General features: G+C 64.3%; 19 protein-coding genes. 13 read left to right on the top strand and 6 right to left on the bottom strand.

The window, feature by feature from the left end:
- Window positions 1-3: 3 nt before the first annotated feature.
- Window positions 4-1,146, top strand: a complete 1,143-nt coding sequence (locus tag B0G62_RS08020; protein WP_103703609.1) for an NAD(P)-dependent alcohol dehydrogenase — start codon at window positions 4-6, stop codon at window positions 1,144-1,146.
- A 197-nt stretch (window positions 1,147-1,343) separates the two neighbouring features.
- Window positions 1,344-2,561 (top strand): helix-turn-helix domain-containing protein, encoded by a 1,218-nt coding sequence (locus B0G62_RS08015; protein ID WP_103703608.1) that lies wholly within the window; start codon window positions 1,344-1,346, stop codon window positions 2,559-2,561.
- 117 nt (window positions 2,562-2,678) lie between these two features.
- Here B0G62_RS08015 and cyoD read toward each other — a convergent pair whose 3' ends face one another.
- From cyoD to cyoA, 4 genes are read right to left on the bottom strand one after another with little or no spacing between them, the layout of a single operon-like run.
- Window positions 2,679-3,053: a cytochrome o ubiquinol oxidase subunit IV gene (gene cyoD, locus B0G62_RS08010; RefSeq protein ID WP_103703607.1), complete on the bottom strand. Its 375-nt coding sequence runs from the start codon at window positions 3,051-3,053 to the stop codon at window positions 2,679-2,681.
- Window positions 3,050-3,664 carry a cytochrome o ubiquinol oxidase subunit III gene (gene cyoC / locus B0G62_RS08005; RefSeq protein WP_103703606.1) on the bottom strand — a complete coding sequence of 205 codons (615 nt, stop codon included), beginning with the start codon at window positions 3,662-3,664 and terminating at the stop codon, window positions 3,050-3,052. Before cyoC ends, cyoD begins: the two co-directional genes overlap by 4 nt.
- A 3-nt stretch (window positions 3,665-3,667) precedes the next feature.
- Window positions 3,668-5,659, bottom strand: coding sequence for a cytochrome o ubiquinol oxidase subunit I (cyoB, locus tag B0G62_RS08000; protein ID WP_103703605.1), 1,992 nt, complete (start codon window positions 5,657-5,659; stop codon window positions 3,668-3,670).
- A 7-nt stretch (window positions 5,660-5,666) separates the two neighbouring features.
- Window positions 5,667-6,695, bottom strand: a complete 1,029-nt coding sequence (gene cyoA, locus B0G62_RS07995) for a ubiquinol oxidase subunit II (RefSeq protein ID WP_103703604.1) — start codon at window positions 6,693-6,695, stop codon at window positions 5,667-5,669.
- A gap of 172 nt (window positions 6,696-6,867) precedes the next feature.
- On the opposite strand from cyoA, the gene B0G62_RS07990 reads away from it, so the two are divergent.
- From B0G62_RS07990 to B0G62_RS07980, 3 genes are all read left to right on the top strand, one after another.
- Window positions 6,868-8,274: an aminotransferase-like domain-containing protein gene (locus B0G62_RS07990; protein ID WP_103703603.1), complete on the top strand. Its 1,407-nt coding sequence runs from the start codon at window positions 6,868-6,870 to the stop codon at window positions 8,272-8,274.
- A gap of 221 nt (window positions 8,275-8,495) precedes the next feature.
- Window positions 8,496-9,392: a fructose bisphosphate aldolase gene (locus tag B0G62_RS07985; protein WP_103703602.1), complete on the top strand. Its 897-nt coding sequence runs from the start codon at window positions 8,496-8,498 to the stop codon at window positions 9,390-9,392.
- Between the two features lie 141 nt (window positions 9,393-9,533).
- Window positions 9,534-10,253 (top strand): transglycosylase SLT domain-containing protein, encoded by a 720-nt coding sequence (locus tag B0G62_RS07980; RefSeq protein WP_103703601.1) that lies wholly within the window; start codon window positions 9,534-9,536, stop codon window positions 10,251-10,253.
- 103 nt (window positions 10,254-10,356) lie between these two features.
- On the opposite strand, the gene B0G62_RS07975 is transcribed toward B0G62_RS07980, so the two are convergent.
- Complete coding sequence (locus B0G62_RS07975; protein WP_103703600.1) at window positions 10,357-11,367, bottom strand: ProQ/FINO family protein; 1,011 nt, start codon at window positions 11,365-11,367, stop codon at window positions 10,357-10,359.
- A gap of 320 nt (window positions 11,368-11,687) precedes the next feature.
- On the opposite strand from B0G62_RS07975, the gene B0G62_RS07970 reads away from it, so the two are divergent.
- The gene (locus B0G62_RS07970; protein WP_103703599.1) at window positions 11,688-12,467 is read left to right on the top strand and encodes an SDR family oxidoreductase; all 780 of its coding nucleotides are present in this window, start codon (window positions 11,688-11,690) and stop codon (window positions 12,465-12,467) included.
- Between the two features lie 160 nt (window positions 12,468-12,627).
- Here the strand turns inward: B0G62_RS07970 and opgC are convergent, their stop codons facing one another.
- The gene (opgC, locus tag B0G62_RS07965) at window positions 12,628-13,716 is read right to left on the bottom strand and encodes an OpgC domain-containing protein (RefSeq protein WP_103703598.1); all 1,089 of its coding nucleotides are present in this window, start codon (window positions 13,714-13,716) and stop codon (window positions 12,628-12,630) included.
- A 436-nt stretch (window positions 13,717-14,152) separates the two neighbouring features.
- Between opgC and B0G62_RS07960 the strand changes: the two genes are divergently transcribed.
- The 7 genes from B0G62_RS07960 (at window position 14,153) to B0G62_RS07930 (ending at window position 22,137) form a co-directional block, all read left to right on the top strand.
- On the top strand, window positions 14,153-16,513 hold the full coding sequence (locus B0G62_RS07960) for a bifunctional salicylyl-CoA 5-hydroxylase/oxidoreductase (protein WP_103703597.1): 2,361 nt from the start codon (window positions 14,153-14,155) through the stop codon (window positions 16,511-16,513).
- Window positions 16,510-17,295, top strand: coding sequence for an SDR family NAD(P)-dependent oxidoreductase (locus tag B0G62_RS07955; RefSeq protein WP_103703596.1), 786 nt, complete (start codon window positions 16,510-16,512; stop codon window positions 17,293-17,295). Before B0G62_RS07960 ends, B0G62_RS07955 begins: the two co-directional genes overlap by 4 nt.
- The gene (locus B0G62_RS07950) at window positions 17,292-17,843 is read left to right on the top strand and encodes a MarR family winged helix-turn-helix transcriptional regulator (protein ID WP_103703595.1); all 552 of its coding nucleotides are present in this window, start codon (window positions 17,292-17,294) and stop codon (window positions 17,841-17,843) included. The genes B0G62_RS07955 and B0G62_RS07950 overlap by 4 nt, the downstream gene beginning before the upstream one ends.
- A gap of 52 nt (window positions 17,844-17,895) precedes the next feature.
- On the top strand, window positions 17,896-18,753 hold the full coding sequence (locus tag B0G62_RS07945; RefSeq protein WP_244193144.1) for an enoyl-CoA hydratase family protein: 858 nt from the start codon (window positions 17,896-17,898) through the stop codon (window positions 18,751-18,753).
- Window positions 18,754-18,757: 4 nt separating this feature from the next.
- Window positions 18,758-19,975: an acyl-CoA dehydrogenase family protein gene (locus B0G62_RS07940; protein WP_103703593.1), complete on the top strand. Its 1,218-nt coding sequence runs from the start codon at window positions 18,758-18,760 to the stop codon at window positions 19,973-19,975.
- An 18-nt stretch (window positions 19,976-19,993) separates the two neighbouring features.
- A complete protein-coding gene (locus B0G62_RS07935; RefSeq protein ID WP_103703592.1) occupies window positions 19,994-20,410 on the top strand; it encodes a RidA family protein in 417 nt (138 codons plus the stop codon).
- Between the two features lie 89 nt (window positions 20,411-20,499).
- Window positions 20,500-22,137: an AMP-binding protein gene (locus B0G62_RS07930; RefSeq protein WP_103703591.1), complete on the top strand. Its 1,638-nt coding sequence runs from the start codon at window positions 20,500-20,502 to the stop codon at window positions 22,135-22,137.
- Window positions 22,138-22,140: the final 3 nt, after the last annotated feature.

Genomic DNA, 22,140 nt, shown 5'->3' with positions numbered 1-22,140 from the left:
CGCATGAGTACGACACTCCAGACGGCCACGGCAGGCCGCACGGTCACCGCGGCCGTCGCACGCGCCAAGGGCGAGCCGTTCACGATCCAGAAGGCGCGTCTGCGCGGCCCGCAGGGCGACGAGGTGCTGGTGCGCGTGGTTGCCACGGGCCTGTGCCACACCGACCTGATCGTGCGCGACCAGTTCTATCCGGTGCCGCTGCCCGCGGTGCTGGGCCACGAGGGCGCGGGCGTGGTCGAGGAAATCGGCCCGAACGTGAAGAACCTCAAGCCCGGCGACCACGTCGTGCTGACCTACGGCGCGTGCGGGCATTGCCAGCCCTGCGTGGGCGGCCACGGCGCGTATTGCAGCCACTTCTTCGGCCTGAACTTCGGCGGCGGCGATCTCGAAGGCCGCACGGCCATCGAGGACGAGGAAGGCCGCCCGCTGCACGATCACTTCTTCGCGCAGTCGTCGTTCGCGAGCCATGCGCTCGCGCGCGAGAACAATGCGATCAAGGTGCCGCAGGATGCGCCGCTCGAACTGCTGGGGCCGCTCGGCTGCGGCATCCAGACCGGCGCGGGCGCCGTCATCAACTCGCTGAAGGTCACGCCGGGCAGCCGCTTCGCGAGCTTCGGCGCGGGCGCGGTGGGCCTGTCCGCCGTGATGGCGGCGCGCGTGGCGGGCGCGGCGACCATCATCGCCGTCGATGTCGTGCCGTCGCGGCTCGAACTCGCGAAGGAGCTGGGCGCCACCCACACGGTCAACAGCCGCGAAGTGGACATGGTCGAAACGATCCGCGAGATCACGGGCGGCGGCGTGGATTTCGCGCTCGAATCGACGGGGCATCCGCAGGTGCTGGCCGGTGCGATCGAAGCGCTCGGCACGCTGGGCGCGATCGGCGTGGTGGGCGCGCCGCCGCTGGGTACCAAGGGCGAATTCGACATCAACAGCCTGCTGCTGAACGGGCGCACGATTCGCGGCATTGTCGAGGGCGATAGCGTGCCGCAGCGCTTCATTCCGCAACTCGTCGAGCTGTACAGCCAGGGGCGTTTTCCGTTCGACAAGCTCGTGAAGTTCTATCCGGTCGAGCAAATCAACGAGGCCGCCGAGGACAGCACGCGCGGCGTCACACTTAAGCCGATCCTGCGTTTCGCGCACGGCTAAGGCTGGACCCCGGTAATCTCCCCGCTGCAGCGGGTGGATCGGCTGGGGTATGCTCGCACTACCTGGCGTCGGCTGCAGTGGCCAGCGCCCCGGACGGGCGGCATGGTGCCCCTTAAAACGGCGTCATGCCGCCCGTTCTTGCATCTGAAACTTCGATCCGTCACCCATCGCATGAAATCGCCTGAACGGGAGTCCGCATGAAGAGCAAATCCGCGTCCCAGTCCGTAGCGGATCGCGTGGCGGACAGCACGCTGGCTCAACTGCAGTCGGTGCGCGAGCGCTTCGGCGGCGGCGAGCATCTGAGCGCCGCGCTCACGCCGGGGCTGCTGCCTGATTCCGTCGCACGTTCATGGGCGCGCTCGCGCGACGCGGGCGTGCGGCCCTGGCAGGCGCCCGAGTACGAACTCCTGAAAAGCGCGCGCAGCACCCGCGAATCGCACGAGGACCGGCGCCTCTATAGCTGCGTCGTCGATGAGATCGAGCAACTGTGGGACGCCTGCGGCGGCGACGACTGGACCATCTTCTGCGTCAATCCCGAGGGCACGGTGATCCACGCGCGCCGCAGTCCCGCCTGCGACGACGAACTGATCCTGCCGATCATCGCGGGACGCCGCATCCTCGAATCGCACATCGGCACCACGGCGCCGAGTTGCGTGCTGCATGAAGGCATCGAAGTGACCGTTGCGGGCGGTCAGCACTATCTCGACCAATTCGAGCGCGCGTCGTGCATCGCGGTGCCGCTCTACGGACTGCATGGCGAAGTGATCGGCGCGTTGGATCTGACCGGCACGGGCCAGCGCGATCTCTCGCAGGTCAAGGAACAATTCCGGCTTGCGGCGCTGGCCGCCGAGCAGCGCCTCTTTGCGACCTTGCGCGGCTGTCATCTGTTGCGCGTGCAACATGATCCGCGCTGGCTTGCCACGCCGCTTGCGGGCGTGCTGGCCGTGGAAGAAGACGGCACGCTGCGCGCCGCTAGCCGTATGGCGCGGCGCATGTTCGCGCTGGGGCATGGCGCGCCCCTGCCCCGGCTCGCGTTGCGCGATCTGTTCGACGATGCGCCGCTCGCGCAGTTGAGCCGTCTGCTGCGGCCGCAGCGCAACCCGTTGCGCGTCGCGCGCATGGATGGCAGTCATGTGTGGGTGCAGTACGCGCGCGCGCCGCTCAACCGCAGCACGGCGCGGCGCATGGATGTGCCGCTCGCGACGGTCGATGATTTGACGCCTGCTGCGCAAGGCAGCGGCGCGCAGAATGGTTCGACGCTGGAGGAGCAGACGTTGATCGCCGTGCAGAACGCCATGCGCGAACACGGCGGCAACGTCGCGGCGGTTGCGCGGCAACTGCGCGTGTCGCGCACGACGGTTTATGCGCGGTTAAAGCAGCTTCGCGAAACGGGGATGCTCGGCGAGGCGCAGTAATGCCTTGTTTTAACGCTGCACACATCAACAAAAACCCCGCGCAGCCCGATCTCCAAGGAAACCAGACCCACGCGGGGTAACAACTCACGGCGTAGCCGGGCTACGCCGCTAGTTTCATCAATCGTGCGCCATGGCGCGCTCGACGCTGATCTGCGACGGCATCATGTTGACGTTCGCGTTGTGCATGACCCACAGCGACAAGCCGACGATCACCGCAATCAGAAACCCCGTGCAGATGAAGATGCCGGTATTCGCGCGCTGGCTGCGCGCCGTTCCAATATGCAGAAAATAAGCCAGTTGCACCACGAGCTGCGCCACGCATAGCACGACGATCGCCGTCAGTCCCTGCGCGGGCGGGATCACATGGAACATGACCACGCCAAACGACGCGAGCGTGAGCACGAGCGAAAGCACCGTGCCGATCATGTAGCCCTTGAAGCTGCCATGCGCGTCGTCATGGCTGGCCGGATGAGAGACGTGGGAATGGCTCACAGCATGCCTCGCAGATAAACAAAGGTGAAAACGCAGATCCACACGAGATCCAGAAAGTGCCAGAAAAGGCTCAGGCACGCGAGACGTCGGCGCACCGTGCCGGTCAGGCCGAACTTCCAGGTCTGGTGCATCATGATCGCGATCCACAGCAGGCCCGCGCTCACGTGCAAGCCGTGAGTGCCGACCAGCGTGAAATACGCCGACAGATACGCACTCGTGTGCGGGCCCGCGCCATCGGCGACCAGCTTGGCGAATTCGTTGACTTCCATGCCGACGAAGCCCGCGCCAAACAGGAATGTGACCACGAGCCAGAAGATCACCTGCCCACGGCGCTGCGCGTGCAGGCCCAGCATCGCCAGGCCAAACGTCACGCTGCTCGCGAGCAGCAGCAGCGTTTCGCCTAGCACGTAGGAAAGCTCGAACAGTTGCTTCGCCCCGGGACCGCCTGCCGTCGCATTCGCGAGCACGCCAAAGGTGGCGAAAAGCGTCGCGAAGATGAGGCAGTCGCTCATCAGGTAGATCCAGAAGCCGAACGTTGTCTTCGTGCTATCGTCGTGTTCGTGACCGTGGCCATGATCGTGGCCGTGATGTGTCGTTGCAGCGTGAGCCATGACTTACGCGACCTCCTTCATTTCCCGTTCTTGAAGCTGCTGGAAGCGTGCGTTTTCGATGCGCTCGACTTCCGCGGCCGGCACCCAGTAATCGACGTCCTGGTTATAGGTCCGCGCGATGAACGTGCCGATCATGCCGATCAGGCCCAGCACCGCGAACGGCCACATATGCCACACCACCGCGAAGCCGAACACGAAGCTGAACATCGCAATGATGAAACCTGCGCCCGTGTTGCGCGGCATGTGGATGTCCTCGTACTGGCGCGGCTGCACATAGGCCGTGCCCGCTTCCTTGTTGTCCCAGTGCTGCTCCATCGAGGTGATCTTCGGCATCACGGCGAAGTTGTAGAACGGCGCGGGCGAAGCGGTTGACCATTCGAGGCTGCGGCCGTCCCACGGATCGCCCGTGACGTCGCGGTTCAGGTCGCGGTCGCGCACGCTGACATAGAGCTGCACGATCAGCGCAAGAATGCCGAGACCGACGAACACCGCACCCACCAGCGCCACCACGAGCCACATATGCCAGCCCGGTTCCGAGTAGTGATTCATGCGTCGCGTCATGCCTTCGAAGCCCAGGATGTAGAGCGGCGTGAAGGCGAGCCAGTAACCGATCAGCCAGCACCAGAACGACACCTTGCCCCAGAACTCGTTGAGCGTGAAGCCGAACACCTTCGGGAACCAGAAGCTCACGCCCGCGAGGCAGCCGAACACCACGCCGCCGATGATGACGTTATGGAAGTGCGCGACGAGGAACAGCGAGTTGTGCAGCACGAAGTCCGCGCCCGGCACGGCCAGCAGCACGCCGGTCATGCCGCCCACGGCGAACGTCACCATGAAGCCGATGGTCCAGAGCGTCGCGCTGTGATAGCGGATGCGTCCGCGATACATCGTGAAGAGCCAGTTGAAGAGCTTCACGCCGGTCGGGATCGAAATGATCGTCGTCATGATGCCGAAGAAGGCGTTGACGTTCGCACCCGAGCCCATCGTGAAGAAGTGGTGCAGCCACACGAAGAACGACAGGATACCGATCGAGGACGTCGCGTACACCATCGACTTGTAGCCGAACAGCGGCTTGCCCGAGAACGTGGCGATGATTTCCGAGAACGCGCCGAACGCGGGCAGGATCAGGATGTACACCTCCGGGTGGCCCCACACCCAGATCAGGTTGATGTACATCATCGCGTTGCCGCCCAGCTCGTTCGTGAAGAAGTGCATGTCGAGATAGCGGTCCATCGTGAGCAGCGCGAGCGTGCCGGTCAGCACCGGGAACACCGCGACGATCAGGATGTTGGTGATGAGCGCCGTCCACACGAACACCGGCATCATCATGAGCTTCATGCCCGGCGCGCGCATGCGCAGGATCGTCACGATGAAGTTGATGCCCGAAAGCGTCGTGCCGAGGCCCGATATCTGCAGGGACCATATGTAGTAGTCCATACCGACGGTCGGGCTGTAGCCGAGTTCGGAGAGCGGCGGATACGCGACCCAGCCGGTCGCCGCGAAATCGCCGACGAACATCGAGATCATCACCAGCACCGCGCCCACCACGGCCAGCCAGTAGGACAGCGAGTTGACGAACGGATACGCCACGTCGCGCGCGCCGATCTGCAGCGGCACGACCACGTTCATCAAGCCCAGGATGAGCGGCGTGGCCACGAAGAAGATCATGATGACGCCGTGCGCCGTGAAGATCTGGTCGTAGTGATGCGGCGGCAGATAGCCCGCTGCGTCGTTATAGGCGATGGCCTGTTGCGCGCGCATCATGATCGCGTCGGCGAAGCCGCGCAGCAGCATCACGATCGCGAGGATGATGTACATGACGCCGATGCGCTTGTGATCGACCGAAGTGAGCCATTCGCGCCACAGATAGCCCCACTTGCCCGCGAGCGTGATCGCCGCGAGCAGGGCCAGGCCGCCGAGCGCCACGACGGCGCCGGTGCCCATGATGATGGGCTCGTGCCATGGAACGGCATCGAGCGTGAGTTTTCCGAACATGATGTGATTACTCCGCTGCCAGGGTGGCGGGCGCACGCGCCCCGCTGCTATCAAGGGTGAGTGCCGGGACGCTGGTTCCAGTGCCTGTGCCCGAGCCGCAGATCGGGTTGCCGTGCACGTCGCGCATGTACTTGTCGACCACGCCTTCGAAAAGGCCCGGCGCAACGTTCGAATAGAGCGCGACCGGCGCTTTTTCGCCCGGCATCGCGAGCTGCTCGTAAGCGCCCCGGCTGAGCATCGCCGGCGAAGCCTTGGCGCGCGCGATCCAGGCGTCGAAGTCGGCGCGGCTGGTGGCGAGCGTGTCGAAGTGCATGTCCGAGAACCCCGGGCCGCTGAACGCCGCCGAGCGGCCCGCGTAAGTGCCGGGTTGGTTGGCGATCAGATGCAGCTTCGTTTCCATGCCCGACATCGCGTAGACCTGGCTGCCCAGTTGCGGGATGAAGAACGAGTTCATCAGCGATTCGGCGGTCAGCCGGAACGACACCGGCGTATCGACGGGAATCGCCAACTGGTTCACCGAGGCGACGCCGTAGTCCGGATAGATGAAGAGCCACTTCCAGTTGAGCGCCACGACATCGACGCGGATCGGCTTGACCTGCGACTCGATCGGCTTGTACGGATCGAGCGAGTGCGTCGTGCGCCAGATCAGCGCGGCGAGCGTCACCACGATGACGCAGGGAATCGTCCAGACCACGATTTCGATCGCGGTCGAGTGCGACCATTTCGGCGCGTAGGTGGCTTGCGTGTTCGAGGCGCGATAGCGCCAGGCGAACCAGAGCGTGAGCGCGATCACCGGAATCACGACGAGCAGCATCAGCCCGAGCGCGATGAGGATGAGGTTTTTCTCCTGCACGCCGATGTCGCCTTTCGGGTCCATCAGCACGGAACTGCAGCCGCCGAGCAAGGCGAGCGCGCCGGCCGATGCGAACGTGGCGGCGCCGCGCAGCGCGGGCAGATGGGTCTTGCGTGTGGGTGGTTGAGGAAGCGGCGGGTCGGCTTCGACGGCCGGTCCTCTTCGGATGGGAAGGTTGCGCATGTCGGGTTCCATGGTTGACGATCGCGCAAACCCATCCATACGTGCTCACCTCGCCGTGGCGGCGGCGCCGTTGGGACGCCGTCACGGCAGCCATACATAGCCTATATGTATGGATTTACGCGCTTCGTGTCCGCATGCTAGAGTAAGACATGACACATACATCTGCGACAGAATGACGCGAAAAGAGCCTATCGATCCGGACAAGAAAGACGCCGCATCGGCGTGGACGTCGGCGCTGCACGGCGGCGTCGGGCCGCGCTATCTGCGTCTCGTCGACTTCATCGAGCGCGCCGTGGCCGACGGCACCCTCTCGCCCGGCGAACGCGCGCCCGCGCAACGTACGCTGGCCGATCTGCTGGAGGTCGATCTGACCACCATCACGCGCGGCTTCAATGAGGCGCGGCGGCGCGGTCTGATCGAGGCGCGCGGGCCGCTCGGCACCTTCATTGCCGCGCCGCGCGCCGAACTCGCGCAACGCGTCGATCTGAGCATGAACATTCCGCCGCCGCCGCAGGGACTTGACGCCGACGCGCTGCTGCGCGAAGGGCTTTCGCGCCTGCTGCTGCGCAGTGACGCCGATCTGCTGATGACGTACCACATCGGCGGCGGTGCGGCGGCCGATTGCGCGGCGGGCGCGAAGTGGCTCGAGCCGGTGTTGGGCACGGCCGATCCGGCGCGTCTGGTGGTCTGCCCCGGCGCGCAGGCGGCGCTGGCCGCGCTGATTCTTGCTTTTACGGTGCCCGGCGACGTGGTGCTGAGCGAGCCGCTCGTCTATCCCGGGCTGCCGCATGCGGTCGCGCAACTGGGCCGTCGTCTCGCCACCGTGGCCACGGACGCCGAAGGCATGCTGCCCGACGCGCTCGACGCCGCGTGCCGCCTGCACGGCGCGCGTATGCTCTATCTGAACCCCACGCTGCAAAATCCCACGGCCACCACGCTCTCCGAAGCGCGCCGCCGCGATCTCCTGCGCGTGGCGCAGCGCCACGGCGTGCGCATCGTCGAGGACGATCCGTACTGGCGCTTCGCGCCCGACGCCCCGCCGCCGCTCGCGCGCATGGCGCCCGCGCAGGTCTGCTATCTATCGACGCTTTCCAAAACGCTTTCGCCGGGACTGCGCACCGCCTTCCTGACGCTGCCGGACAGCGCCGCGCATGCGCGCGTGCTGGCGGCGCTGCGCTCGTTTTCGCTGATGGCCGCGCCGCTCACGAACGCGCTGGCGATGCAGTGGATCGAGGACGGCGTCGCCGACGAGATTTTCCGGGGCGTGCGTGCCGAGGCGCAGGCGCGTCAGCGCATGGCGGCGCAACTGCTGGGTCCGGCGGCGGGCGAGAATGCCGGCATTCACCTCTGGTACGCCCTGCCGAGCTACTGGCAGGCGCGCGAACTGGCGGCGGCGGCGAGCACCGAGGGCTTGGCCGTGGCGCCCTGCACCGCTTTCGATCAGGGCGGCGGCGCGGCCAACGCGATCCGCATATCGCTGGGCGCGACGGCGGAGCGCGCACGGCTGCAAGCGGCGTTGCGCCGGTTGTCGGCATTGCTCGCCATCGACCGTTCCGCGCAGGCGCAGGTGATCGTCTAGGCCTGGCTGCAAGCGCGATCCGGCCTTGGCATCGCGCTTGCTTCCTTCCTGTTTCCTTATTTCCTCTGACCGGCGGGACCGGCACATTGGCGCAGACGCTGTCACGCCGCGCCGGTACACTCGTCGAATCACATTCCGGATGGCTTTATGGATCGGATGCGGCTGCGCGCCGCGTCCCACGTTACCGCGCCGCAGGCGCTTATTTTTCGGGAGGTTGGAAGATGGCCAACGACAAGATGTTGCAGCAGATGCGCGAAAAGCCCGGCTTTATCGCGGCGCTCGACCAGAGCGGCGGCTCCACGCCAGGCGCGCTGCGGCAATACGGCATCCCGGAAAGCGACTACAGCGGCGACGCCGACATGTTCCGCCTCATGCACGAAATGCGCGTGCGCATCATCAGCGCGCCCGCGTTCACGGGCGAGAAAGTGATCGGGGCAATTCTGTTCGAGCAGACCATGGACGGCCAGGCACATGGCAAGCCGGTGCCCGCGTTCCTCTGGGAAGACCGCGGCGTGGTGCCGTTCTTGAAGGTCGACAAGGGGCTGGAGAGCGAAGCCGACGGCGTGCGCCTGATGAAGCCGAACCCCGGCCTCGACGCTCTGCTGGAGCGCGCCAGCAAGGCTGGCATTTTTGGCACCAAGATGCGCTCGGTGATCGAGCGTGCGTCGGCTTCGGGCATCGCGGCCATCGCGCAGCAGCAGTTCGACGTGGGTGCGCAGATCAGCGCGAAGGGTCTCGTGCCGATCCTCGAACCCGAAGTCTCGATCAAGGCGCCCGACAAGGCCGAAGCCGAGGCGCTGCTGCGCGACGAACTGCTCAAGGGGCTGGACGCCCTGCCCGATTCGCGTAACGTCATGATCAAGCTGACGATTCCCGATACGCCCGACTTCTACAAGCCGCTCATCGATCATCCGCGCGTCGTGCGGGTGGTGGCGCTGTCGGGCGGTTATTCGCGCAGCGACGCGTGCGAGCGCCTCACGCACAACCACGGCATGATCGCGAGCTTTTCGCGCGCGCTCATCAACGACCTCACGAAGCAGATGAGCGATGCCGAATTCGACGCCACGCTGGCGGCGAGCATCGATGAAATCTACAAAGCGTCGGTGCAGAAAAGCTGATGGGTCTGCGCGCGATCAAGCGATCGCGCGGTCATAAGTTGCTGAAAGTTGCGTCAGGGATAGCTGGGGTCATATCCCGGCTGTCCTTTTTTGTGGCCGGTTATACTGTGCGCCTTCCATAGCTCACGACGCGCACTGGCCATGAGGCGCCTACTCTGCCTGCTCGCCTTGCTGCCCGGCCTCGTGCAACACGCATCGGCGCAGCAGGCTCCCCCGCAAGGGGACGACAAAAAGCTTCCCACCTATCTGACCCAGAAGTTCGGGTTGGCGAAGGAAAAAGCCGCGCAGATTTCAGAGGCGGTCACGACGGCTGCCGCGAAATATTCGCTGCCGCCGGCTGTGCTGCTCGCCATCATCTCGGTCGAATCGCGTTTTCATGAGAAGGCGCACGGCGGCAATAACGCTACCGGACTCATGCAGGTCGTGCCTTCGGCGCACCGCGGTCTGCTGCGCAATGTAAAAGATCTCACCGATCCGGACGTCAATATCGATGTGGGTTCGTCGATTCTGTACGGCTACAAGCGTGCTGCCGGCGGCGATCTGGATGCGGCGATGAAGAACTACGGCGGATCGAAGGCCTACGCCGAAAAGATCCGCATGCGTGCCGCGGAATTCAGCCGCGTGCTGGACAGCGCGAGCGCCACTCAGGCGGGTGGCGCCGTGGGTGACGACGCGGCGGCGAATTTCAGCGGGGCGTTTTCGGCTAACATCGCGGCCAATATCGCGGCGAGCGATGTGGCGGCGACGCCCGCGCAAGGCGCTTCAGCCACGTCTCCGTCCACGTCTGCGCAGACCGCTTCCGCTGCCTCAGGCGCCGATCCGCTTGCCGTGCGCAGCTATTCGCGCTCGCGCGAACGCTGAATCCATTTAAACCGAACGTAAAAATGCAAACCGCCCGGCGAGGTTCACTCGCCGGGCGTGTCGGGCGCCGTCCGGTTACCGCGCTCTGATGGCGCTGAACGGCTCAGGCGTCGGCTGCGGGCGTTGCGCCTTCGCTGCCTTGTGCTTCGCTCTTTGCTTCGCTGGCGGCGTCGTTGCCTACTACTGGCTCGACCTGCTCGGGCGCGGCCTGAACGGTTTCCGCGGTTGCATTGGCTGCGGCGGTCTCAGGCGCTGCGGGAGCCTCTGCGGCGGTTTCCGGTTGCGCCTGTGCAGCCGTGGCGTCGGGTTGCACCGTTTTAGCGGCTTCCTGAGCCTTGGCTTGCGCTTCGGCCTTGGCCTTCTGGCGTGCGAGCGCGGCGTTGGCGCGGCCGACATGCGACGGATCGATGCCCGGGCCTTCCGATGCGCTGCCGTCCAGTTCGAAGCGCGAACCGCCTGCCGCGACGCGCTCGTGATAGCGCGGATGATTCACATGGCGCTTGAGCACGGCGACGATCAGCGTGCGCTCGTAGTCGGGATGGCGCGTGACCAGATCTTCCGCAACGCCGATCTTCAGCGGCAGACGATCACGGAACGCCGGATAGAGCTTCGCGAATACGTTCCAGACCGTGTTGAGCTGGCGGTTGCGCTCGATGCGCGCCTTTTCCGCTTCGCTCAGATTGGCCGTCTGTTGCTGTGCGCGCGCCGGACGCTGGCGATTGCTGCCGCGTTCGCTACGTTCGCCTCGCTCACCGTCACGCGGACCGCGCGACTGGCGCGGGGTGCCGGGTTGACCGTTGGCGTTCTGCGGCTTGCCGCCTTCGCTGGCGGGACGGCCTTGACCTTGACCCTTCGCGTGCTGCGGGCGCGCACGACCACGCGCCTCGTCGGCGCCTGCCGGACGAGAACCCTTCGGGTCCTTGTGACCGGGCGCGCCCTGCGCGCGACGCTGGCCTTGTGCGCTTTTCGGTGCGCCCTTGGGCGCGTGCTTGCCTTGCGGCGACTGCGCCTGTTCTTCGGGCGGCTGGCCCGTGCCCAGCCCCATGCTCTTCTTGAGTTCGAGCAGCCCGTCTTTGAGGCTCAGGGGTCGGCGTTGTTGCGATGCGGCTTTCACGTCCAGCTCTCTTCCTTATTGGATCGGACGCTATGATACAGAATCGCGCGCCGCATTTCTGTCTCGTCGCGCGTTGGGGCCGCGATCCGCCCGATTTTGCGCAGCTTTTAAGGCGCGTCTGGACGCGAAAACCCTGCATATTGAAGCCTGAAAACTTGCCTGATCCTCTCGATTTCCTGTGCGCACGGCGCAAAAATGCCGCTTATTTTTGTCTGATTGCGTCGCGTCGGACCCTCGATTCCGCAAAATTGCATTCGACGATGCTTCCCTGAAGACAGCGCAGCGTCGCGCTTTTATTTTCGGTTTTTCCCCTGTAAATCATGACCCAATCCGTTATTTCCCCTTCTCCGGTACGCGCGATCGTCACGGGCCATTCGCGTGGCCTGGGCGCCGCGCTGGCCGAATTGTTGCTGGAGCGCCAGATCGATGTGCTCGGCGTGGGCCGTAGCGCGCACCCGTCGCTGGCGCAGCGTAAGCGCTCGACATCGGCATCCCGGGACGCTGATTTTGTAGAGGCCACCCTCGATCTCGCCGATCCCGCTGCGCTCGAACAATGGCTCGCAGGCGGAGCGCTGCAGCGCTTCGCGCAAGGCGCACAGTGCGTGGTGCTGTTCAACAATGCGGGGATGGTTGACCCGATTGCGCCGCCCGGCGCCCAGGACGCGAGCGCGATTGCCCGCGCCGTCACGCTCAATGTCGCCGCGCCGCTGATGCTGGCCAACGCCCTGGCGTCCGTGCAGGCCCAGGAGCGCCGCATCGTCCATATTTCGAGCGGTGCGGCGCGCAATGCCTACGCGGGCTGGAGCGTTTATTGCGCCACCAAGGCCGCGCTCGATCATCATGCGCGGGCGGTCGCGCTCGATGCGCCGGACGGCGTGCGCATCAGCAGCGTGGCGCCTGGCGTCGTGGACACGGGCATGCAGGCGACGATCCGCTCAACCAGCGTCGATCACTTTCCGCTGCGCTCACGCTTCGAAGAACTCAAGCAGACTGGCAAGCTGGCGACGCCTGAAGACTCCGCGCGCCAGTTGATTGACTATGCGCTGAGCGATGCATTCGGGACATCGCCCATCGCCGATGTGCGTGAAGTCGCGCCGTAATGAAAATCACGCGCGCGCAACTCCCGCAAAATCTCACCTTTGATTTTGGTGACGTTGCGTGCGCATCAAGACAGAGTGTTGCTTTTCTGTGTTCACAGCGATAGTTTTGCGGGCCGTCCGACAGGCATTCCCGCAAACACTCACCGTTGAAAATAGCGGCTTACGTGAGCGCCACGCGTGGCCGAACGGCTTTCCATCGTCGCGCACCGCCTGCAAGCATCAACAATGCGCCAATCGCGAGCGCATCGCCCAGCAAGCGCGTTGGCAGCAGCGTGGTGGAATGCGTCGCGTGCAGCAGCGTGTCGATCGTGTTCGACGCCAGCGCACCGCCCACGAAGCACACGAGTCCCTGCTGCCCCACCGTAACGATGCCCGGCAAACGCCGCGCGAGCCAACCGACCCAGCCAAGCCGCGTGGCCTGTGCCGCGAGCCACGCCACGGTGGCGAAGCTGACGATGCGCACGCTCGCGAGATTCTGTTTCATATAGCCTGGCTGCGGATCGACCTCGACAAAAAGACGCACGAACGCAAAAGCGGCGAGCAATACGCAAGCGAGCAACGTCAAGGTGCGGCCAAAGCGCGAGGTCTGAAACGCGTCCGAAACGGGATAAAGCCTGCACAACAGACCGAGCATGAACATGGCTTGCCATGCGAAGGGATTGAACGGCCAGATGGATCCGGGCACCGAGGGCAGATAGCGCCCGAGCCAGCTACTTGCAAACCAGAGGGCAAAGCTGCCCAGCAGCGCGGCTGCGGGCGCACGCCGCGCGAGCGGCATGACAAGAGGCAACGCGAGCACGAGCACGACATAAAGCGGCAAGACCCCGGCCAGATAGGGCTGATCGCGAAAGATCGCGATATTGCCGAGCATCGCGAACGGATGCGCGGCGAAACGCTCGAAGCCCGATACGCCCACGAGCGGCGAATCCACGCGCAACCCCACGGCCGCCGCACCAGAAAGCAGCATCAATACCGCCGCGCACAGATAGGCGGCATAGATTTCCCGGCTGCGTCGAAAAAAGCGCCAGTTTGCAGCATCGGTGCCCTTGCGTGCAGCGATCGCAAGCCAGCTCGCCGCCGATACATAGCCGCTGACGAACACGAAAACTTCCGCCGAATCGCAGTACGCGAAAGTATGCAGCATGCCGTGCGAAAGCACGCTGGAAGGAATATGGTCGAGGGCAATCGCAATCAACGCGAAACCGCGAAAGAAGTCGATTTCGATTGATCGCTGCGCTGTCTGGCTCATCAATGAAGGCTCCCGCTCTGTTCTGATCGTACGGTTGAGAGTCGAAAAACACTGGATTGCCACGGCGTGAAGCATCGGCGCGAAGAGCGCGCTCGAATTGATTCGTAAGGATGGCTGATCGATGGGCAAAAAGCAGAGTGCGGCGGAATGCGTTTGAAAGCTATGCGGCGTGGCGGCCTGGTCGCTTGCTCACCCGCTTGCTCATCATTACGCGGCCCGCTTGCGTATGCGAATTCAATGCCAGCTTTAACGCTTGTCGATCGACGCCGGGTTGCAGCATCGCATATTCGTCAGAGCGATTGCAGTTTCTACCCAAAGCGCAAGACGACCGTAAGATTCGCGCCGCGCCAGGGCTTACCCGTTCTCACGGCAAATTACTTGACACCTAAAGCATTGACGCCTACTCTGGTCTCACAGATTGAGCGAGGAAGCGAGCATGCGCATTGTTTGCATTGGTGGCGGGCCAGCCGGACTGTACTTCGGCCTGTTGATGAAGCGGCGTCACCCGGACTACGAGATCACCGTGATCGAACGGAACCGTCCCTACGACACCTTCGGCTGGGGCGTGGTGTTCTCGGACCAGACGCTCGGCAATCTGCGCGCGGCCGACCCGGAAAGCGCCGCCGAAATCCTCGACGCGTTCAATCACTGGGACGACATCGAAATCCATTTTCGCGGTCGTGCGGTGCGCTCGTCGGGCCATGGCTTTTGTGGCATCGGACGCAAGCGCTTGCTCAATATCCTGCAGGCGCGCTGCGAACAACTCGGCGTGAAGCTCGTATTCGAATCGCAGATCAGCGACGACGACGTGCAGAACGCCGACCTCATCATCGCCAGCGATGGCCTCAATAGCGCCACGCGCCAGAAGTACGCTCACACCTATCAGCCCGATATCGATCTGCGCGACTGCCGCTTCGTGTGGCTAGGCACCTCGAAGCTGTTCGATGCCTTTACGTTTGCATTCGAAGAAACCGGATTCGGCTGGTTTCAGGCACACGCCTATCGCTTCGACGACAACACTTCTACGTTTATCGTCGAAGCGCCAGAGCGTGTCTGGCGCGCTGCGGGCCTGGAGGATATGAGCAAGGAAGACAGCATCGCCTTTTGCGAAAAGCTGTTTGCGCGTTATCTCGACGGCCACGCGTTGCGCTCGAATGCCTCGCATCTGCGCGGCTCGTCGCAATGGATCCGCTTTCCGCGTGTGGTGAATCGCGAGTGGGTGCACTGGAAAACCAACGCCGACGGCCAGTCCATTCCGGTCGTGCTGATGGGCGATGCGGCGCATACGGCGCATTTTTCGATTGGCTCGGGCACCAAGCTCGCGCTCGAAGACGCCATTGAACTGGCGAACAGCATGGACACGCATCCCGGCGATCTGCGCGCCGCGCTGCATCACTACACGAGCGTGCGCAGTATCGATGTGTTGCGGATCCAGAATGCCGCGCGCAATTCAACGGAATGGTTCGAGCACGTCGATCGATACGCGAAGTTCGAGCCCGAACAGTTCGCTTATTCGCTGCTCACACGCTCGCAGCGCATCTCGCACGAGAATCTGCGCGAGCGCGATGCGAAATATCTTGGCGGTTTCGAAGCGTGGCTCGCGCAGCGCGCGGGCGCTGGAGCGCGCGCCGTGCCGCCGATGTTCACGCCGTATACGCTGCGAGGCGTCACGCTCAAGAACCGCGTGGTCGTCTCGCCGATGGCGCAGTATTCCGCGCGCGACGGCGTGGCGGGCGACTATCACCTGATGCATCTGGGTGCGCGTGCGATGGGTGGCGCGGGGCTCGTGATGACCGAGATGACCTGCGTGTCGCCCGAGGCGCGTATCACGCCCGCCTGCCCCGGCATGTACGCCCCGGAACATCTGGGTGCATGGAAGCGCATCGTCGATTTCGTGCATGCGCAGTCCGATGCGAAGATCGGCATCCAGCTCGGGCATTCGGGCGCGAAAGGTTCGACGCGGGTGGCGTGGGAAGGCATCGACCAGCCGCTCGACGATGGCAATTGGCCGCTCGTCTCCGCGTCGCCGCAGCAATATCTGCGCGGCGTGAGCCAGTGGTCGCATGAAGCCAGCGAAGACGAACTACGCGAAATCGAAGCGCAGTTCGTGCGCTCGACGCAGATGGCCGCCGAAGCGGGCTTCGATTGGCTGGAACTGCATTGCGCGCACGGCTATCTGCTGTCGAGCTTTCTCTCGCCGCTCACGAACCAGCGCAACGATCAATATGGCGGCTCGCTCGAGAATCGTTTGCGCTATCCGTTGCAGGTATTCAAGGCGATTCGCGCGGTATGGCCGCAGGACAAACCGATTTCCGTGCGGATTTCCGCGCACGACTGGGTCGAAGGCGGGATCACGCCCGACGACGCGGTGGAGATCGCGCGCGCGTTCAAGGGTGCAGGTGCCGACATGATCGACGTGTCATCTGGTCAAGTCAGCAAGGAAGAAAAACCCGTGTTCGGCCGGATGTTCCAGACGCCGTTCGCGGACCGCATCCGCAACGAAGCCGGCATCGCGACGATTGCAGTGGGCGCCATTTCCGAGGCCGATCACGTCAACGGCATCATCGCGGCAGGTCGCGCGGATCTTTGCGCGGTGGCGCGTCCGCATCTGGCGAATCCCGCGTGGACGCTCAACGAGGCCGCAAAAATAGGCTATTTCGACGTGATGTGGCCGCATCAATACACGGCGGCGAAGACGCAGCTCGAACGCAATATCGAGCGTGAACGCGCAGCCGCAGCGGCTGCAGCGGGCCTCTCGCCGCTCGAACGCGCGCAGCGCGCGGAAGGAACGGTATGACCACGAGCGAGCTGACATTGAACGAGCGCCATGCGGTCGTGACTGGCGGCGGCAGCGGTATCGGCGCAGCGACCGCGGCCATGCTGCTGCGCGCGGGCGCACGCGTCACGCTGATGGGCCGCGATGCGGCGAAGCTGGAAACGCAGCGTGCGGCATTGGGTGGCGGCGAGAATATTGCCTGCTTGAGCGTTGACGTGGCCGATGAAGAGGCGGTGAATGCCGCTTTCGCGCACGCCGCCGGGGGCCTGGGCGCCATCGACATTCTCGTGAACAACGCGGGCCAGGCCACGGCCGCGCCGTTCGTGCAGACCGATCTCGCGCTATGGAAACGCATGCTCGACGTCAATCTCACGGGCGCATTCCTGTGTACGCGCGCGGTGTTGCCCGCGATGCTCGCGAAGAAAAGCGGGCGCATCGTCAATGTGGCGAGCACGGCGGGTCAGGTCGGCTATCCCTATGTGGCCGCGTATTGCGCCTCGAAACACGGGGTAATCGGCATGACGCGTGCGCTTGCACTCGAAGTGGCGACGCAGGGCGTGACCGTCAATGCCGTCTGCCCCGGCTATACGGAAACGGAATTGTTGCAGGCTTCGCTGGATCAGATCACGCGCAAGACCTCGCGCAGCGAGGCCGAGGCGCGTAGCATCCTCGTGCGCCACAATCCGCAGCAGCGCTTCGTGCAGCCCGACGAGGTCGCCAATGCGGTGCTATGGCTCTGCGCACCCGGATCGTCCGCGATTACCGGGCAATCGATATCCGTTTCCGGTGGAGAAATCACATGACCTCGCCCCTGCCCTCCCGCAAGAATGCGGCCACCAAAGTCACGCGCAAGGGCGTCGAAAAACCCGCAGAAAACGTGGTGGATATGGAAATGAGCACCGGCGCCGATAGCCATATGGGCCTGCGCCTGTGGCTGCGCCTGCTCACCACGACCAACCTCGTGCAAGCCGAGTTGCGTCGCCGCCTGCGTACGGAATTCGACACCACCTTGCCGCGCTTCGATTTGATGGCCCAGCTCGAACGTCATCCAGAAGGACTCCGAATGACTGAGCTGTCGCGCCGTCTGATGGTGACGGGCGGCAACGTCACCGGCATTACCGATCAACTGGAAAAGGAAGGCCTTGTCGTGCGCGACACCGATCCCGAGGATCGACGCTCGACCGCGGTGCGGCTAACGCCCGAGGGGCGCGCTGCGTTCGACCGCATGGCGGTGGCGCACGAGCAATGGGTGGTGGAAATGTTCGGCGGTCTCTCGCTCGACGAGAAAGCCAGGATGCACGACAGGCTTGGCAAGCTCAAGCAGCATTTGCGCAAGAGCCTCGAAACCTAGGCGCCTGCTGCATCAGACGATGCAATCAAAGATATCAGGAAGGAGACACATCTTGACGACAGAACGCTCCCGTGCGGACGCGCTTTTTGCGGGTAACCGCACGACGCTCGGCGACTATGAGGCAAGCCATTTCGGCTGGTCGGTCGAAGCGCGCGTGGCCACGATCACGCTGAATCGCCCGGAGCGCAAGAATCCGCTGACGTTCGAATCGTATGCGGAACTGCGCGATCTGTTTCGCCAACTCGCCTATGCGACTGATGTGAAAGCGGTTGTTCTGCACGGTGCGGGCGAGAACTTCTGCTCGGGCGGCGACGTGCACGACATTATCGGGCCGCTCGTCGATCTGCCGATGCCCGGGTTGCTGATGTTCACGCGCATGACCGGCGACCTCGTGAAAGCCATGCGTCATTGCCCGCAGCCGATCATCGCCGCAGTGGACGGCGTGTGCGCGGGCGCGGGCGCGATTCTCGCCATGGCCGCCGATATGCGGTACGCGACGGCGCGCAGCAAGCTCGCGTTTCTATTCACGCGTGTGGGCCTCGCGGGCTGCGATATGGGCGCGTGCGCCATCCTGCCGCGCATCATCGGACAGGGCCGTGCCGCGGAACTGCTCTACACGGGTCGTTCCGCAAGTGGCGAGGAAGGTCATGCATGGGGTTTCTACAACCGCCTGTGCGAACCCGGGACGTTGCTGGCCGACGCGCAGAAACTGGCCGCCGATCTCGCATCGGGGCCGACCTTCGCGCATGGCATTACGAAGACGATGCTGCATCAGGAATGGACGATGAGCATCGACGAAGCGATCGAATCCGAAGCTCAGGCGCAGGCGATCTGCATGGCGACACGCGATTTTGGCCGCGCGTATGAAGCCTTCGCCGCGAAGTCGCGCCCGGTTTTCAAGGGGGATTGAGCACATGAATTCATCGAATGCATCGTATGTTTCGGCTGAAGAGAAACTGCACGGCGCACTGGCGTGGCCGTTCTTCGAAGACCGACACCGCACGCTTGCAACGGACGTGGAGACGTGGGCGCGCGAACATCTCGCCCACGTACCGCACGATGACGTCGACAATACCTGCCGCGCGTTCGTGCGCAAGCTGGGCGCTGCGGGCTGGCTGCGCTACGGGGTGGGCGGCACCGCTTACGGCGGCCACGGCGACACCATCGATACGCGCGCCGTCTGTTTGCTGCGCGAAACGCTGGCGAGGCATTCGGGTCTCGCCGATTTCGCGCTCGCAATGCAGGGGCTCGGTTCGGGCGCGATCTCACTTGCTGGCAACGACGCGCAGAAAGCGCGCTATCTGCCGCGCGTTGCGCAAGGTGAAGCGATCGCCGCCTTCGCGCTCTCGGAGCCGAACGCGGGTTCGGACGTCGCGGCGATGGCGCTCGCCGCGCGCGACGCCGGCGATCATTATGTGCTTGACGGCGAGAAAACGTGGATCTCGAACGGCGGCATCGCGGACTTCTATGTGGTGTTCGCGCGCACCGGTGAAGCACCGGGCGCACGCGGCATTAGTGCGTTGATCGTGGATGCCGGCACACCGGGGCTGGAAATCGCCGAGCGCATCGACGTAATCGCGCCACATCCGCTCGCCAGCCTGCGCTTCACGAATGCGCGGGTGAGCAAGCAGCAATTGCTGGGCATGCCGGGCGAGGGCTTCAAGATCGCGATGCGTACGCTCGATATTTTTCGGACGTCGGTGGCGGCGGCTTCGCTTGGATTTGCGCGCCGCGCGATGGACGAAGGACTGGCTCGCGCGGCCTCGCGCAAGATGTTCAACCAGACGCTCGGCGATTTTCAACTGACGCAGGCGAAGCTCGCGCAGATGGCGCTGACCATCGACAGCAGCGCCCTGCTGGTCTATCGCGCAGCATGGCTGCGGGACCAGGGCGTGAGCGTCACGCGCGAAGCGGCGATGGCGAAATGGCAGGCGAGCGAAGGCGCGCAACAGGTGATCGACGCGGCCGTGCAACTCTGGGGCGGTATGGGCGTGCAAAGTGGGCAGGTGGTCGAGTCGCTCTATCGCGAGATCCGTTCGCTGCGCATCTACGAAGGTGCGACCGAAGTGCAGCAATTGATCGTCGGGCGCGATCTGCTGAAGGAATATCACGCGGCTCATGATGCGGCGTAACTAAAAAGGCGAAACCCTATGAAACAAGCCCTTCTTCCTGCCGGCTGGGTCAAGCCGCGCGGCTATGCCAACGGCGTCGCCGCCCGGGGAACCCAGGTGTATATCGCCGGCCAGATCGGCTGGGACGAAAACGCTCGCTTCACCAGCCGCGAGTTCGGCGCTCAAGCCGTGCAGGCGCTGCGCAATATCGTGGCCGTGCTCGAAGCGGCGGGCGGCAAACCCGAACATCTTGTGCGTCTGACCTGGTATGTCGTCGACAAGAAGGAGTACCTGGCATCGCTCAAAGAGATTGGCGCGGCTTTTCGCGAGCTGATCGGCGACTACGACATCGCCATGAGCGCCGTTCAGGTGGTGGCCCTCGTGGAAGACGCCGCAAAAGTGGAAATCGAGGCAACCGCCGTGATTCCCGACGATGCGCATCTGTCCACGTCGTAGGCCGCTGCTGGCCTGACACGCCGGGTTAGCCCGTAAAAGCACAGCAGTACTACACAATAGAATCGTTCGACCAGCCAGCCGGAGTCACCATGCAACCGACCGCTCACGTGGACACATTCGCACGCGATCATCTTCCGCCCGAATCGCAATGGCCGGTGCTGCTGCTCGACAATGCCGACGTTGCCTACCCGGAGCGCGTCAATTGTGCGGCGCAATTGCTGGACGAGACCATCGAGCGCGGCTATGGCGGGCGCCCCGCCATCTGGTCCGAAGTCGACGGCAACGCTCACGCAACGACCTACGCGCAACTGCGCGAACTCGTCGATCGCAGCGCGCATGTGCTGGTTGAGGACATGGGCCTGCAGCCCGGCAACCGCGTGCTGTTGCGCGGTCCGAACACGCTGCAGATGGCGGTGGCGTTGCTGGCGACGTTGAAAGCGGGGCTGGTAGCGGTGCCGACGATGCCGCTGCTGCGTGCGAAGGAACTCAAGCAGATCATCGACAAGGCGCGCGTCGGCGCGGCGCTTTGCGATGTGCGGCTCACGGAAGAACTGGCGCGCTGCATGAACCCGGAAGACGAATTTTTCTGCGCGGACCTCAAGCAGGTGTGCTACTTCCACGACGATGCGCCCGAGAGCCTTGAAAGCCTTGCCGCCGTCAAACCCGCCGGATTTCGCGCCTGCGATACGGCCGGTGACGACGTCTGCCTCATCGCATTCACGAGCGGCACGACGGGCACGCCCAAGGGCTGCCTGCACTTCCACCGCGACGTGCTGGCGATGTGCGATCTGTTCCCTCGTCACGTGCTCAAGCCCGCCGCCGATGATGTATTTTGCGGCACCCCGCCGCTGGCGTTCACGTTCGGGCTGGGCGGCCTGCTCTGCTTTCCGCTACGTGTGGGCGCTTCGACAGTGCTGATCGAAAAACTCACGCCCGCGTTGCTGCTGCAAACCATCGAGCGCTTTCGCGCGAGCGTCGTTTTCACCGCGCCCACTTTCTACCGGCAAATGGCGCCGCTTGTGCCGGATGCCGACATCAGCAGCCTGCGCAAGACGGTGTCGGCGGGTGAGGCGCTCCCGCAAGGCACCCGCGACCTCTGGCGCGAGGCCACCGGCATCGAGATGATCGACGGCATCGGCGGCACGGAGATGATCCATATTTTTGTTTCGTCAGCGGGCGGCGATGTGCGCCCCGGTTCGATCGGCCGTGCGGTGCCGGGCTACGTCGTGCAGGCGCTCGACGACGCACTGCAACCGGTGCCGCCGGGCGTGACGGGCAACCTCGCGGTGCGCGGCCCGACCGGCTGTCGCTATCTGGCCGACGAGCGGCAGTTGACGTTCGTGCGTGATGGCTGGAATCTGCCCGGCGACGCGGTGTCGATCGACGCGGATGGCTACGTTTTCTATCAGGCGCGCGCAGACGACATGATCGTCTCCTCGGGCTACAACATTGCGGGGCCGGAGGTAGAGACAGTGCTGATGCAGCACCCCGCCGTGGCCGAATGCGGTGTGACGGGCGTGCCAGATGAGGTGCGCGGCCAGGTGGTCAAGGCGTTTGTGGTGCTGCGGCCCGGGTTCAAGGGCGACGAGGCGATGGTGGCGGAATTGCAGACTTTCGTGAAAAGCGCGGTGGCTGCGTACAAATACCCGCGGCTGGTGGCTTTTATCGACGCCCTGCCGCGTACAGAGACAGGCAAGCTCAGGCGGTCGCTGTTGAAGACGTTGTGATTA

Origin of the sequence: Paraburkholderia eburnea, from assembly GCF_002917095.1 — a bacterium.
In the GTDB taxonomy this organism is placed as follows: domain Bacteria; phylum Pseudomonadota; class Gammaproteobacteria; order Burkholderiales; family Burkholderiaceae; genus Paraburkholderia; species Paraburkholderia eburnea.
The sequence above is the reverse complement of the archived record's forward strand: the minus strand, read 5'-3'. Positions and strand labels throughout refer to the sequence as shown.

Excerpts from the sequence above, each read along its gene's own strand:
- B0G62_RS07980 (WP_103703601.1), top strand. The coding sequence starts at position 9,534 with ATGAGGCGCCTACTCTGCCTGCTCGCCTTGCTGCCCGGCCTCGTGCAA.
- B0G62_RS07940 (WP_103703593.1), top strand. The coding sequence starts at position 18,758 with ATGAATTCATCGAATGCATCGTATGTTTCGGCTGAAGAGAAACTGCAC.
- B0G62_RS08015 (WP_103703608.1), top strand. The coding sequence starts at position 1,344 with ATGAAGAGCAAATCCGCGTCCCAGTCCGTAGCGGATCGCGTGGCGGAC.
- B0G62_RS07990 (WP_103703603.1), top strand. The coding sequence starts at position 6,868 with ATGACGCGAAAAGAGCCTATCGATCCGGACAAGAAAGACGCCGCATCG.
- B0G62_RS07955 (WP_103703596.1), top strand. The coding sequence starts at position 16,510 with ATGACCACGAGCGAGCTGACATTGAACGAGCGCCATGCGGTCGTGACT.
- opgC (WP_103703598.1), bottom strand. The coding sequence starts at position 13,716 with ATGAGCCAGACAGCGCAGCGATCAATCGAAATCGACTTCTTTCGCGGT.
- B0G62_RS07960 (WP_103703597.1), top strand. The coding sequence starts at position 14,153 with ATGCGCATTGTTTGCATTGGTGGCGGGCCAGCCGGACTGTACTTCGGC.
- B0G62_RS07970 (WP_103703599.1), top strand. The coding sequence starts at position 11,688 with ATGACCCAATCCGTTATTTCCCCTTCTCCGGTACGCGCGATCGTCACG.
- cyoB (WP_103703605.1), bottom strand. The coding sequence starts at position 5,659 with ATGTTCGGAAAACTCACGCTCGATGCCGTTCCATGGCACGAGCCCATC.
- B0G62_RS08020 (WP_103703609.1), top strand. The coding sequence starts at position 4 with ATGAGTACGACACTCCAGACGGCCACGGCAGGCCGCACGGTCACCGCG.
- B0G62_RS07935 (WP_103703592.1), top strand. The coding sequence starts at position 19,994 with ATGAAACAAGCCCTTCTTCCTGCCGGCTGGGTCAAGCCGCGCGGCTAT.
- B0G62_RS07985 (WP_103703602.1), top strand. The coding sequence starts at position 8,496 with ATGGCCAACGACAAGATGTTGCAGCAGATGCGCGAAAAGCCCGGCTTT.
- B0G62_RS07930 (WP_103703591.1), top strand. The coding sequence starts at position 20,500 with ATGCAACCGACCGCTCACGTGGACACATTCGCACGCGATCATCTTCCG.
- B0G62_RS07950 (WP_103703595.1), top strand. The coding sequence starts at position 17,292 with ATGACCTCGCCCCTGCCCTCCCGCAAGAATGCGGCCACCAAAGTCACG.
- cyoC (WP_103703606.1), bottom strand. The coding sequence starts at position 3,664 with ATGGCTCACGCTGCAACGACACATCACGGCCACGATCATGGCCACGGT.
- cyoA (WP_103703604.1), bottom strand. The coding sequence starts at position 6,695 with ATGCGCAACCTTCCCATCCGAAGAGGACCGGCCGTCGAAGCCGACCCG.